Source organism: Marispirochaeta aestuarii (genome assembly GCF_002087085.1).
Lineage (GTDB): Bacteria > Spirochaetota > Spirochaetia > JC444 > Marispirochaetaceae > Marispirochaeta > Marispirochaeta aestuarii.
In genome coordinates, this window is sequence record NZ_MWQY01000038.1 from 1 (window position 1) to 12,471 (window position 12,471).

Here is a 12,471-nt window from a genome sequence, read left to right on the forward strand (position 1 = left end):
AAACCGGTCATAATTGCCGTATAAACGGGGAAACTGAGTTTTTCAGGAGACCCTACATACGAAAATACATACAATGCCCCTACTTCAACATTCACCGCAAACTTCAATTATTTCAATCCTGATCCTGCGCAATTTTCTTCCGCGCTATCCGGTACATTGACGACAGTAACTGATACGACGGATGATTCTTCCTCAACGACGGGAACGCTGTACTATGCCGGTGATCCCATGGTATTCGATATTTCAAACGACAGCACCGGCAACAGCAGCGGAACGATTACATATCGAGGGACGTCGTATCCAATGGAATAGCAGAAACAGGAGCTGAATTGGGTCATCATTTATGTTATTGAACACCTTAAACTTTCCTGGGACGCAAGGATGTTATTCGTATTGCAGGTTTTGAACACATAATTAAGGAACAATGCTTTTGCATTGTTCCTGTACTGCCCTTCCCCATTTTTGTATCAAGGGGGAGGTTTTGTTTTTTCGCATCTTTGAGGTGACGGTCCTATTCTTCGGAGTCAGCAATTTTTGGCTGCATTGATATGATCCTGGAGGCTGATGGAGAGTCTGGTTTGGTCGGGCTTCCGGCGTTATTGCTGGGTGGGTGATTATGCGAAATTCGGGAAAGCCAGCAGGGATGGGGGTTATGCGCAATGGGGGATGATGCGTAATAATTTATGAACAACAGTTTTGTGCTGATTATAGGATGTTATGTGGACAAAAGGTTTAAATTGAATAACTAAGGATATGAAAAATGCGAAGATTTACAATTATAGAGAGAAAAATAATAAATTTTATCATAAAAATGTATGAAAATCAGCATTATAATTGTCTTTACAACTTACTTTTTGATATAGATGGAATTATTGGTATTACACATCATTTTTACTTAAACTTTGAGAAAAAAGATGAAGTTCATTTTTTTTTTGAAGAAGCAACTCTAAATGAAATGACGAAAGATCAGCGTAAAATAAAAAATTATATAAATGAGAAAACACAAATTTTTGCAAATACAATTGAATTTATTCAGTATTTAATAGATGAAAAATATTTAACTATAATAGAAAGTGATAACAAGAGTTCTGACGAAAATCCAAAACCAAATCAGGGCTATATACATACTTCATTTGTTCAAATGAGTACTGAATTTCAAAGAAAATTTTATAAACATGAGAAATACATTTATATTCCTACTCAAAAATTATTTGATCTTGTTAATAATAAGTTTATTGATGAAAACGGAATTCGGGAAAAAAATGAAAAGTTCCATAAAGGAATAACTTTATCATTAGCTATTATCTCAATTCTTATTGCTTTAGGGAGCTTATTCCTTACTATTTTGAATAATAAAGAAAGTACTGAGCCAATTAAAGTAGAAATAATTAATACTAAACCAAACCCATAATATTGAATTAATAGTTAGGAGAATAATATGTCTTTATTCAGAATTGATAATGATAACATTCAGAATATTAAAGAAGAACCTTTCAAGTTAGAAAAAGAAATTCAGACTCTTTGTGAAGAAAACTTGGAATTATTATTAAACTTAGAATTCGTAAAAAGTGAATTTCAAATTGATCGTTTTCGCCTTGATTCTTTAGCTTACGACAAAAAAACAAATTCTTTTATAATTGTCGAATATAAAAGAGATAAGAATTTCAGTGTTATTGATCAAGGGTATGCATATTTATCGCTCATGTTGAATAATAAAGCAGACTTCATCCTCGAATATAATGAAAACTCTGGTAAAACAATAAAACGAAATGAAGTAGATTGGTCTCAATCGCGCGTAATATTTATAGCTCCAAGTTTTTCAAATTATCAGAAGGAAGCAATAAATTTTAAAGATTTACCAATCGAATTATGGGAAATAAAAAGATTTTCAAATAAAACAATATTATTTTCACAAATCAATACAAAAGGGTCAACAGAATCAATTCAAACCATATCGAAATCGAATGAAGAAATTTCCTATGTGAGTAAGGAAGTGAAAGTCTATTCAGAACAAGACAATATTGATAACGGAAGTGATGAAACTATTGAACTATATGAGAAAATAAAAATATACATTCTTAATCTTGGTGATGATATAAATATAAGACCAACAAAACTCTATATCGGTTTTATTACAAAATCAAATTTCTGTGATATAGCGATTCTTAGGAGTTCAATAAAAATCTGGATAAACCTTCAAAAAGGTCAACTAGATGATCCAAAAGAAGTTGCTAGAGATGTTTCAAATGTAGGACATCATGGAAATGGTGATTATCAAATACAGATTAGTGATGCAGCTAATTTAGAATATATTATTAGCTTGGTAAAGCAGAGCTATAATTTATCAAAGGCCACATAACAAACGCATGCAACTGTCAATTTTTTTGTCGTGCTTTTTGCTTACGCAAAAATCCTGCCAACCCTTCGGGACAAAATTGCAGCTGATGCGGGCGTTATACACCACGATAGCAGGTTAAAAATAAAAATGGAATTAAGAATACATCATATATTTGATATTATTAGAGATATAGGAAAAGGTAAAATACTCGAAAAACATGAATATGGACATTCTTATCATATTATTGCTAAAAAAATATTAAATGAAGAGTTTGAAATAATTAAAATTGTTGTAAAGAGTGATGATGTATGTAGAGGCTGCGTAAAATTATATGATGGAAAATGTATAGATATTATTGATCATCGCAATGATTTTACAAAAAAAGATGAATTTAATAACTATTTAGACAATAGGATTATAAAAGTTCTAGAAATTAATAATTGCGATACTTTCACATTTAAAGAAATATTACAGCTGACTGAAGAATATCTAAAAAATATAGAATTTATTTATGAAGGTAATGATATATTACATACTCAAGAAAGAAAAAAGAATGTAGAAAAAGGTATATTGAAATTAAAGAATTAAGAAAGTTGGTGGAAAATGAATTATAGATATCGAATCTATCTGTACAGAAATAGTATTCACCTGACAGTTGCCTCTTTATAAATATCTCTCTGAACAATAGTTTTCCATTGTTCCTGTCATTAGGTCATCGGTAGAGAGGGTTGCCGGTAGAAGAGATTCCCACGCGCCGGATTTTTCCACTTTCGGCAGTTTCTGTAATACAACAAATAGAGCTTGCAATAGTTACGTAATGGTTGTATTTTATAACCAAGGAGTGCTTATGGCAAGTATTACGATACGAAACATACCAGATTCGATTTTAAGGCGCATTAGAACTTTATCCGAAATAGAAAAACGCAGTATCAATAGTGAACTTCTGATACTGATAGAAAACGGCTTGAATAAGGAAATAGAAACCAAAGAAACAGGTACGCTTATTCTATCAAAGGAGAGTCAAATCAAAATGTGGGAAAGTATGTCAGGAACCTGGGAAGATATTCGCTCAACCGAGGAAATCATAGAAGATATCTACAGTCATAGAACAAAGGGGAGAGCGGTAGATCTATGATTTTGATAGATACCGATATATGTATCGAGTTACTACGAGGCAACAAAAAGGTTATAGAGAAACGAAAAGAAGAAAACGATACAATAGCAGTATCTTTCATGACTGTATCAGAACTCTATTATGGCGCGTACAAATCGAATAAACCTTCACATAATACTTCTTTGGTAGAAGAATTTATTCTGACGGTAAATGTAATCCAGAGTTCCCTTCGAATATCAAAGAGATTTGGTGATTTGAAGAGCAAACTACAAAGAGAAGGAATACTGATAGAGGACGCCGATATATTTTTAGCAGCAACATGCCTGGAGACTTGTGAAAAACTCATTACCGGAAATATAAAACATTACAATCGGATAGATGAGCTAAAAATAGAAAATTGGATAAGATAAGGGCAGCTCTAAAAACGTGGTATTTTTACCATAGTCAAAGAGGAAAGATTTTGTAGCGCCCGGAGGCGTGCCTCTTAGTCTATTTCCCGCGCAAGAAACGGACAAGAACCTCGTCGTTTTCATTCAGCAGATGCAGTTCTTCTCCTTCGATGCGGTAGGAAACAGTACGTTCCAAAGCAAGAAAAAACATGTGCTCCCAGTCTGCCTCGGCACAGTAGCGCCGGGTGGAACCTGTCGGCCCCAGCGAGAGGCTGCCGTCATCCGCGGCACGATACTCGCCGAAAAAAAGATTACAGCCGGCAAAGCCGTTGAATTGACTTTTTTCCGTCCCGAACTGAATATACGGCACTTGATCCACCGTTGGAAAAGGAGCAGTGCGTCCGTCAAATTCCTGAAGGAGCCATGTTTCGCCTTCAAGAGGAACCGGAACAGAAACTATCCCCGCAGAATGCATACACGCGCCCAATATCAGGAATAAGAAAACGGAACCTGCAAATAACTGCTTCATGCGAGAAACATTAGCACCCGGTACAACTCTTTTCAAGCATATCGTCAAAGCATGAGCTTGTTGACGGATACGTTTTTCACTAAAATCAAATTACAGTCATGGTGCTCATAGGGGCAAGGAGAATTTTGTGATGAAAAACAGTGTTCCCGATATTGAATGGATCATAAAGCAGCGGACATCGAAAAACACAGGGATTGCAAAGAAAATGTTCCCCCTTGAGGTATCCCGGACGGCCAGGAAGTTCCACCGGCAGATACCAGGCTACAAGATGAGCCCTCTACGAGCGCTGCCCAACCTGGCCCAGATGTTCGGAGTCGGAGGGATTCTGGTAAAGGACGAATCATTACGCCTGGAGCTCAACAGTTTCAAAGTTCTCGGCGGTTCCTTTGCGCTCTACCGTTTTATTCAGGAAAAAATCGGTATTGATGATAAACTGATGAACTTCGACTATCTTACATCCCAGGAAGTAACCGGAAAGCTCGGAGACCTTACCTTTGCCAGCGCTACCGACGGGAATCACGGCAGGGGACTTGCCTGGGCGGCTCAAAGGCTGGGTTTCAAGTGCGTTATTTATGTTCATTCCGGAACAAGTATTCGGCGTATCGATGCAATAAAGAGTTACGGCGCCCGGGTGGAGGTGATCACGGGTAATTACGATGACGCGGTGCGTCAGATTGTGGTCGATGCCGGGAAATACGGCTGGGAGATAATAAGCGACACCAGCTGGGAAGGATATACAAAGGTCCCGACCTGGATAATGCAGGGCTATACAACCATGACGGCGGAAATTCAGGAGCAACTGAGCGCCCAGGGCCTGACCAAACCTAGCCATATTTTTGTGCAGGCCGGAGTCGGAGCATTAGCGGCGGCGGTTATCGGTTACTATCACAGTCTGTTCGGTCAGGAGGCTCCCCGATGCATTGTCGTAGAACCGGAAAATGCGGCATGCCTTTACCACACGGCCCGGGTCGATGACGGAAGAATCCATTCCATCGACGGAAAACTCGACACCATCATGGCCGGCCTGGCCTGCGGCGAACCCAGTTCGATTGCCTGGGATGTTCTCAAGGACACCGCCGATGCTTTTGTGTCTGTTCCCGATTACATTGCCGCGCGAGGAATGCGGATATACGCCACCCCTCTGGCGGGAGACCCCTTTATCGTCAGCGGCGAGAGCGGAGCGGTTACCCTGGGAGCACTGGTCTCCATTCTAAAGGAAAACGGCGTGGAGGAGCTGCGGGATTTTCTGGGTATCGATGAAGACAGTCAGATCCTTTTTCTAAATACCGAAGGCAATACCGATCCCATACAGTTCCGGCGGATAATCTGGGACGGGAGCAAACCCGTGCCCCAGGAATACTGGATAGAAACGGATTAGTTTCCCGTGGATGGACAAGCTGCACGGAAAAGAGAGTATATGCCGAACATGAGCGTACAAATTTCCGCCGGTGAACTTGTTTGATTTCTGCGGGCTATTCGCACTATAATTAAGGGGAATCCATTACAAAGAGGGTGCGTGATAAAAAGACTGTTTATCTGTATTCTGGTTTTTGTCCTGGCGGGATCGGTGTATTCCCAGGGCCTCTATTTCGACATCGGCTTCGGCCTGGGCAGTGCAACAACTGAAATCGACGGTGAGGATGTTGGCGATTCCCTTGGATCAGGCGTCGACGAGGTTGGCGTTGATCTGGGGCTCAAGGTCGGGTATGGTCCGATCGCCGGGATGCCGCTCTACATTGCCGGAACCCTGGAAGGTATTGGACACCGCTTTGATGACGGTACCAATTACATACAGTTCAACTCCTATCTTCTCGGACCAAGCCTTATTGTATATCCGATACCCCTTATACAGATCGCGGGTTCCATAGGTCACTCGTGGGTATCCAATCAAAGCGATTTACCCATAAGTTTCCATGACAGCGAATCAGGGTTTGCCGGTGATCTCTCCGTTGCGCTGGACTTGGGACAAAAAAATCACGGTTTCCTTCTGGGGCTTAAGTATTTCACCTCGACAAATACCCTTGAAACAAGTAAAGCGGAACAGAATTCATCGATGCTGAGTATTTTCGTTAAATACGCCTATCGGCACAAATAATCCTGATTAGCGGCTGCTTCGATCATGACGATGGTCGAACCGGTTACCGCATCATTGTTTGGAGTCGTGGTTCTACAGGAACGCCTGGTCGCTACGCAGATTTTCGGTATGAGACTTATTCTGGTCACCGTTACTGGTCTCTGTATCTTTTCACGCCAGCGCCGGTCATTTTACGATCGAAAAACCTCCCCGATGTCACCGTAATTTTCTCTTTCTCCGTTCCGGGAACTGCATTGACAAGAAGGCGAAAAGCAGGGGTATCTTAAGTACTGACCATCAAATTCGGGACGGAATATGAAGCATATCAAAAAAAACAGCATTACATAATGGAAGGAAAGATGACGGAATTGGAATTATTAATAGACTTTCACAAAGACGCGGAAAGACAGGGCCCAGGCAGTACTGCGGATACCCTGCGGGCATTGAGTTTTATCGACCTGAATCGGAACAGTCCATTGAAGGTCGCGGACATCGGCTGCGGTTCAGGAGCCCAGACCATTATCCTGGCACAAAATATTGCAGGCCGCATTACGGCCGTCGATTTGTTTCCCGAGTTTCTGGACAGGCTGCGACAAAAATCTGCAGGCCTGGGTCTGCAGGACAAAATTACCCCGCTGAAAGCCTCGATGGAGGATTTGTCTTTCGGCCGCGAGGAATACGATATTATCTGGTCGGAAGGCGCAATCTACAACATCGGTTTCGAGAAGGGTATAAAATATTGGAAATCTTTCCTGAAACCCGGCGGTTACCTGGCGCTAAGCGAACTTACCTGGATCACCAACTCGCGGCCCCGGGAGATCGAGGAACACTGGAACAGGGAATACCCGGAGATTGATACCGCTTCAGGCAAGATCAGAATTCTGGAGGAAAACGGTTTTTCTCCTGCTGGGTATTTCCCTTTACCCCGGAGCAGCTGGATCGATAACTATTATGAACCGATGGAAGAGCGCTTCGAAGATTTCCTTATACGACATGGGAATTCCGAAGCTGCGATGAGGATTGTGGATGCCGAAAAGGAGGAAATACGAAAATACAGGAAGTACAAGAATTACTTTAGTTACGGTTTTTATGTAGCGAAGAAACTGCCGGGAGAATAAAAATAACTGATTTCTGATAGTAATTAAAAGGATGTACCGAATGTACGACGTTGTAATTGTCGGTGGAGGACCTTCCGGCGCCACCCTGGCCAGATTGATTGATCAGAGTAAATCTGTGCTGATTATTGAGAAAACTGATGAAAAATCTATTTCAAAGCTGTGCGGAGGGTTAATTGCCCCCGATGCTCAGAGAATGCTGGGAAAATTCGGGCTATTTCTGCCGAAAAAGGTTCTCGTCGATCCTCAAATGTTCTATGTTGAATCATATGACCTGGAAACAAAAAACAAACAAAGATATCAACGGTTTTATCTAAATATTAACAGAAAAGATTTTGACAACTGGCTCCTGAAACTTGTCGACAGGAATGTATCCATATCAAGAAACACAAAATATCTTTCTCATGAATATTCCGGGGATAGTATTACAATACAAATAGAAAAGAATGGTAAAAGGGATTTTGTAGAATCCAAAATTCTTGTGGGCGCCGACGGTTCGCAGTCGCAAGTACGCAGGAAAACCTTCAATGATTTCAGATATATAACCAAATATATATCTATTCAGTCTGAAATAGTCGGCGGTGTGATTCTTCCCTGCTATGAGGTCTATTTTGACAGAGGATTAACCGACTTTTATGGATGGACAATCCCAAAAAACGGAACAAATATTATCGGCATCGCCTTACAGGGAAAGGATGCCAGAGAAAAATACGAAAGATATTTGAAAAATGTGCTTGGGAATAACTTTCAGGAAGTATCACGAAGATCAACGGTAATAATACGCCCAAGAAGATTGAATGATCATAAAACAGACAAGGACAATCGGGTTTTCCTTATTGGTGAAGCTGCTGGTTTTATCAGCCCCAGTTCAGCTGAAGGCCTCAGTTATGCGTTCAGAAGCGCGGAGGCGCTGGCAGCCTCCATTAATAGTGGAAAGAATACCGGAAAAGATTATAGAAAGAGATCACTTAGAATCAAGTTCAACCTGTTCATGAAGAACATAAAGAGCATATTCATGTATACTAAATTCCTGCGAAACCTGATTTTCAAATTGGGCATCAGAAAATTGTAGCCTTTACAGACAGTCTAAGGATGATCTTCTGAATAACAGGAGCGGTATGTAGATGGACCTTGACGGAATATACGACGGGTTATATAACGGATCGGTACGTAAGATTTCTAACAGCTGCTACACGATTGATGATCTGATAAATTCTCCCAATGACACAAGACGCGGTATATCCTTGATATTCCGACCTTCATCTTCAGTACGGAAGGAGATATCACGATTTTTAGACACGCTACAGCAGCTTGACCCGAACCAGTACTATTATCCTGAATCTGACATGCATGTAACCATCTTATCCATTGTTTCCTGTTATCCTGAGTTCAACGTCGCAAGCATCCATATACCGGCCTACATTAATCTTCTTCAGAAAGCGATCTCCGATGCAAAAGGTTTTACCCTTCATTTCAGGGGAATCACCGCATCACCGTCGTGTGTCATGATTCGTGGCTTTCCAGAAAATAATACACTGAATGACTTGAGAAACAATCTTCGATCAATCTTTAAAATGTCATCCCTGGAACATTCCATCGACAAAAGATATGAATTGCAGACTGCCCATTCAACGGTGCTTCGATTCAGGGACAGAATATCCGACATATCGAGGTTTCTGGAAATTCTGGAATCGTATAAGGATTTTTATTTTGGTTCCTGCACAGTTGATTCTCTGGAGTTTGTCGTGAATGACTGGTACCTGCGCAAAAGGAATACGGAAAAGTTGTTCAGTTTTTCTTTACCTCCGGGCGGAGATCAGTTGATTGAATAACGCCAGACTCCAATATCCCTGTTTCCGCCGGCTTCAGAAAAATCACCCCCCACAATTATTCGTCCTGCTGAATCAATACCAACAGTATTCCCGGTAGCTTTTGTCCCCCGGGATGCTGAAATGATCCCGTTCTCTCCGAAACTATCCGTCATGTTTCCCCATTCATCAAACAGAAAAAGCGCCATTTTCTGAACATCATCGATACCGGTTATAAAACCGCTGGCGAGAATCCTGCCTCCCGAAAAGGGTATCAGGTCATAAATACCATCGTTTTCATCGGCATGATCATAGAGTACAAAACCATTGCTGCCGAAGTCGGCATCAGGAGTGCCGTCGGGAAGGTACCGCAGCAGATACAGATCATAGCCCCTCGAAGAAGGGACTCCGAAACCGCCTGCGGTTATTCTGTTCTGACTGTCGACAGTCAGGGCAAATATTTCGTCAAAATTGCCGGCATCATAGACTGCAACCCCGTCGCCGTCAAAAGAACTGTCAGGCTGACCATCTGGCAGGTATCGCCATACCGCTATGTCTGAATCCGTTCCGTTCCAGCTTCGTCCGGCTGCGACTATACGGCCGCTTGAATCGGTCGAAACGGCAAAGGAAATGTCTTCGCCGTCTCCCCCGGCCGCGCTGTTGTCTGTCACAAATCCTTCAGGATCGTTGAACGCAGTATCTGGATCCCCCCCGGCGCTGACACGCCAGACTGCAAGGTCGATTTGTGATCCATCGGCGGTACTCCCCGCCAGAATGATATTAGCGGTCTCATCCGGAACCATCGCCTTTGAACGCTCGTCATTTCCTCCGATATCGAGACTGGATGTTCCGTTTGTCCCGAAGCTGTTATCCAGGGTTCCGTCGGAATTAAAACGCCAGAGCGCAGCATCATAGTCTCCGCCATTATCTCGTTCCCCGCCAACCAGGATACTCCCGTCATCCAGTACACGTATGTCTCTTCCAATTGAAAAAACTGCTTCAAGATACACTCCGTTATCCGCAAAGCTGGTATCAAGCTCACCATCATGGCGTAATCTGGCGGTATACATGACGTAACCGCCGGTGACGCTTCTTGACCCTGTAATAAGTATTCTGTCCTGTGTGTCTCCTGCAATGCCGTTCAGATATTCGCTGGTCCCGATCCCCGCACCCAGGTCCGGACTGGTAAATCCGCTGTTCCCGAAGCCTGAGTCCGGCTGCCACGCTGATGCTGAAAACTCCGCAGCTCCGGGATGACAAGCGGATAGAAGGAGCAGCCCGATACCAGCCAGGAGATACACCAGTAATCCGGGTCCCTCACCTGTCTTCATTTTTTCTATTCTCCCTTTTCTCCCTTTGGGACGTTCTTATATGACTTAATAACTAATATAACAGCAGATAATGTGAGAGAATAGCAAAAGAGGGTTTTATCAGGCTATAATAATCAGAACACACAGAAAAGGTGCCTATGAAAACATACGAACTGGTATTTATTGACGCGGATGATACGCTTTTTGATTACCGAAAGGCTGAAAAAGAGGCCTTGTCCGGGGCATTTCAATCCCATGATATTTCAATCAATGATGAAATAATCAAAAGCTATGGAAGCATAAATAAGGAGCTTTGGAGAAAATACGAAAAGAATGAAATTACCCAGGAAGCCTTGAGAACTGAACGCTTCAGGCTGCTTTTCAACGATCTATCCCTGACAATAGACCACGCGAGCTTCAGTGAAATCTATCTTGATTTTCTATCCAATTCCGCTGTCCTGATGGAAAACGCAGATACAATCTGCAGGTATCTTCATGAAAACTATACAACCGTAATAATAACGAACGGGATCAGCAAGGTTCAGCGAAACAGGTTCGACAAGTCGCCGATCAGGGACTGCTTTGATTACCTGGTTATTTCTGAAGAAGCCGGCTGCAACAAACCTCATATCGGTATTTTCGAGTACGCCGAGCAGATAACAGGCTTCAGCGACAGGGAAAAAATGATCATTGTCGGAGATTCCCTGACCTCGGACATCGCAGGGGGAATCAATTACGGCATTGATACCTGTTGGCTGAATCTCCACGGAACAGACAATACAAAGGGGATTCAGCCTACCTACTCTGTTTCTAACCTGTTGGAATTAAGGAATATACTCTGAAAAGTATTGAGCCGACCGTTACTTCGGAATTCAGGCTTTACATTTGCCGCATCCTGGATTCTTGTGGTACATTGGTACTGTAAATTCTGTTGGGATATTTCAGGATGAACGACACACTATTAATTATATTATACTCGAGCGCCGCAGGACTGCCGATTTTTATCGGCGGACTGATATCCAGTTTGTTTCAGGCCCATAATACAGTACTCAAGGATGAGATCAATCATTGGATCGTAGCCTTCGGCGGTGGCGCACTGATGTCTGCCATAGCCTTTGCTCTGATTCCCAAGGCCTTGCACGAGCTGCCATCCGGTTTGATTATTGTTGTTTTCCTTGCCGGAACCTTTTCTTTTATGGGTCTGGATATGCTTAGTACCAGAATTGGCGGTTCCATCGCACAGGTTGTGTCGATGATGATGGACTTTATCCCCGAAGCCCTTGCCCTGGGGGCCTCGTTTGCCTATGACCATAAATTCGGATTATTGCTCGCGATCTTCATAGGTCTGCAGAATTTGCCCGAGGGTTTTAACTCGTATGTCGAGCTGAGAGAAAAGATGAGAAGGCGCTCAGTTCTTGCACTGCTGCTTGCCTTGAGCACTGTCGGAATAGTCGCCTCCCTTACAGGAGAGATGTTACTGAAGGATAACCTCAAGGTTATCCATTCCATCATGCTCCTTGCAGGCGGCGGTATTCTCTATCTTATTTTTCAGGATATTGCACCCATGTCAAAACGAAAGAACGACTGGGTCCCGGCAACCGGTGCATGTGTCGGTTTTCTCATCGGTATGCTGGGGGACAAAATTCTCTGAACAACAGTATCATCCCGTCTGTAACAGCAGCTGACACGCTTTTTTGACTCAGGTTGACCAGAACCTTCAAAGCTTTTTTAGTGTTCCTGACCGTGGGGATATCTTACGCCCATGAATAGGCGGGAAGGTATTCTGCCATCTGT

Annotated in this window: 14 protein-coding genes; 12 read left to right on the forward strand and 2 right to left on the reverse strand. The window is 42.5% G+C overall.

The genetic code is table 11. From position 1 onward, the window contains the following. Nucleotides 1-760 precede the first annotated feature (760 nt). The 5 genes from B4O97_RS18700 to B4O97_RS18720 all read left to right on the forward strand — a co-directional run bounded on the left by B4O97_RS18700 (nucleotide 761) and on the right by B4O97_RS18720 (nucleotide 3,862). Nucleotides 761-1,411: a hypothetical protein gene (locus B4O97_RS18700; protein WP_083053046.1), complete on the forward strand. Its 651-nt coding sequence runs from the start codon at nucleotides 761-763 to the stop codon at nucleotides 1,409-1,411. A 27-nt stretch (nucleotides 1,412-1,438) separates the two neighbouring features. Beyond that, entirely contained in the window at nucleotides 1,439-2,359 is a 921-nt protein-coding gene (locus B4O97_RS18705; protein WP_083053047.1) for a DUF5655 domain-containing protein, read from the forward strand. Between the two features lie 30 nt (nucleotides 2,360-2,389). Then, entirely contained in the window at nucleotides 2,390-2,926 is a 537-nt protein-coding gene (locus B4O97_RS18710; protein ID WP_083053048.1) for a DUF1284 domain-containing protein, read from the forward strand. Between the two features lie 259 nt (nucleotides 2,927-3,185). After that, nucleotides 3,186-3,473, forward strand: a complete 288-nt coding sequence (locus B4O97_RS18715) for a FitA-like ribbon-helix-helix domain-containing protein (RefSeq protein WP_083053049.1) — start codon at nucleotides 3,186-3,188, stop codon at nucleotides 3,471-3,473. Further along, nucleotides 3,470-3,862, forward strand: coding sequence for a PIN domain-containing protein (locus B4O97_RS18720; RefSeq protein WP_083053050.1), 393 nt, complete (start codon nucleotides 3,470-3,472; stop codon nucleotides 3,860-3,862). Before B4O97_RS18715 ends, B4O97_RS18720 begins: the two co-directional genes overlap by 4 nt. A 79-nt stretch (nucleotides 3,863-3,941) precedes the next feature. On the opposite strand, the gene B4O97_RS18725 is transcribed toward B4O97_RS18720, so the two are convergent. Further along, a complete protein-coding gene (locus tag B4O97_RS18725; protein ID WP_158084402.1) occupies nucleotides 3,942-4,316 on the reverse strand; it encodes an META domain-containing protein in 375 nt (124 codons plus the stop codon). Between the two features lie 184 nt (nucleotides 4,317-4,500). Here B4O97_RS18725 and B4O97_RS18730 point away from each other — a divergent pair, with 184 nt between their 5' ends. The 5 genes from B4O97_RS18730 (at nucleotide 4,501) to B4O97_RS18755 (ending at nucleotide 9,391) form a co-directional block, all read left to right on the forward strand. Further along, on the forward strand, nucleotides 4,501-5,748 hold the full coding sequence (locus B4O97_RS18730; protein WP_083053052.1) for a diaminopropionate ammonia-lyase: 1,248 nt from the start codon (nucleotides 4,501-4,503) through the stop codon (nucleotides 5,746-5,748). Between the two features lie 138 nt (nucleotides 5,749-5,886). Then, nucleotides 5,887-6,465 carry a hypothetical protein gene (locus B4O97_RS18735; RefSeq protein ID WP_083053053.1) on the forward strand — a complete coding sequence of 193 codons (579 nt, stop codon included), beginning with the start codon at nucleotides 5,887-5,889 and terminating at the stop codon, nucleotides 6,463-6,465. 338 nt (nucleotides 6,466-6,803) lie between these two features. Continuing rightward, entirely contained in the window at nucleotides 6,804-7,562 is a 759-nt protein-coding gene (locus B4O97_RS18745) for a class I SAM-dependent methyltransferase (RefSeq protein ID WP_083053059.1), read from the forward strand. A 40-nt stretch (nucleotides 7,563-7,602) separates the two neighbouring features. Further along, nucleotides 7,603-8,631: an FAD-binding protein gene (locus B4O97_RS18750; protein WP_158084403.1), complete on the forward strand. Its 1,029-nt coding sequence runs from the start codon at nucleotides 7,603-7,605 to the stop codon at nucleotides 8,629-8,631. A gap of 52 nt (nucleotides 8,632-8,683) precedes the next feature. Continuing rightward, nucleotides 8,684-9,391, forward strand: coding sequence for a 2'-5' RNA ligase family protein (locus tag B4O97_RS18755; RefSeq protein ID WP_083053055.1), 708 nt, complete (start codon nucleotides 8,684-8,686; stop codon nucleotides 9,389-9,391). On the opposite strand, the gene B4O97_RS18760 is transcribed toward B4O97_RS18755, so the two are convergent. Then, nucleotides 9,376-10,698, reverse strand: coding sequence for an NHL repeat-containing protein (locus B4O97_RS18760; RefSeq protein WP_083053056.1), 1,323 nt, complete (start codon nucleotides 10,696-10,698; stop codon nucleotides 9,376-9,378). The two genes, B4O97_RS18755 and B4O97_RS18760, sit on opposite strands and share 16 nt — an antisense overlap. Nucleotides 10,699-10,835: 137 nt before the next feature. Between B4O97_RS18760 and B4O97_RS18765 the strand changes: the two genes are divergently transcribed. Next, nucleotides 10,836-11,519: a YjjG family noncanonical pyrimidine nucleotidase gene (locus B4O97_RS18765; protein ID WP_083053057.1), complete on the forward strand. Its 684-nt coding sequence runs from the start codon at nucleotides 10,836-10,838 to the stop codon at nucleotides 11,517-11,519. 104 nt (nucleotides 11,520-11,623) lie between these two features. Then, nucleotides 11,624-12,328: a ZIP family metal transporter gene (locus tag B4O97_RS18770; protein ID WP_143305823.1), complete on the forward strand. Its 705-nt coding sequence runs from the start codon at nucleotides 11,624-11,626 to the stop codon at nucleotides 12,326-12,328. Nucleotides 12,329-12,471 lie beyond the last annotated feature (143 nt).

What these genes read in the sequence shown, in the direction of transcription:
- B4O97_RS18725 (WP_158084402.1), bottom strand. Translation starts at nt 4,316, where the DNA reads ATGCATTCTGCGGGGATAGTTTCTGTTCCGGTTCCTCTTGAAGGCGAA.
- B4O97_RS18770 (WP_143305823.1), top strand. Translation starts at nt 11,624, where the DNA reads ATGAACGACACACTATTAATTATATTATACTCGAGCGCCGCAGGACTG.
- B4O97_RS18765 (WP_083053057.1), top strand. Translation starts at nt 10,836, where the DNA reads ATGAAAACATACGAACTGGTATTTATTGACGCGGATGATACGCTTTTT.
- B4O97_RS18720 (WP_083053050.1), top strand. Translation starts at nt 3,470, where the DNA reads ATGATTTTGATAGATACCGATATATGTATCGAGTTACTACGAGGCAAC.
- B4O97_RS18715 (WP_083053049.1), top strand. Translation starts at nt 3,186, where the DNA reads ATGGCAAGTATTACGATACGAAACATACCAGATTCGATTTTAAGGCGC.
- B4O97_RS18700 (WP_083053046.1), top strand. Translation starts at nt 761, where the DNA reads ATGCGAAGATTTACAATTATAGAGAGAAAAATAATAAATTTTATCATA.
- B4O97_RS18755 (WP_083053055.1), top strand. Translation starts at nt 8,684, where the DNA reads ATGGACCTTGACGGAATATACGACGGGTTATATAACGGATCGGTACGT.
- B4O97_RS18745 (WP_083053059.1), top strand. Translation starts at nt 6,804, where the DNA reads ATGACGGAATTGGAATTATTAATAGACTTTCACAAAGACGCGGAAAGA.
- B4O97_RS18760 (WP_083053056.1), bottom strand. Translation starts at nt 10,698, where the DNA reads ATGAAGACAGGTGAGGGACCCGGATTACTGGTGTATCTCCTGGCTGGT.
- B4O97_RS18730 (WP_083053052.1), top strand. Translation starts at nt 4,501, where the DNA reads ATGAAAAACAGTGTTCCCGATATTGAATGGATCATAAAGCAGCGGACA.
- B4O97_RS18705 (WP_083053047.1), top strand. Translation starts at nt 1,439, where the DNA reads ATGTCTTTATTCAGAATTGATAATGATAACATTCAGAATATTAAAGAA.
- B4O97_RS18750 (WP_158084403.1), top strand. Translation starts at nt 7,603, where the DNA reads ATGTACGACGTTGTAATTGTCGGTGGAGGACCTTCCGGCGCCACCCTG.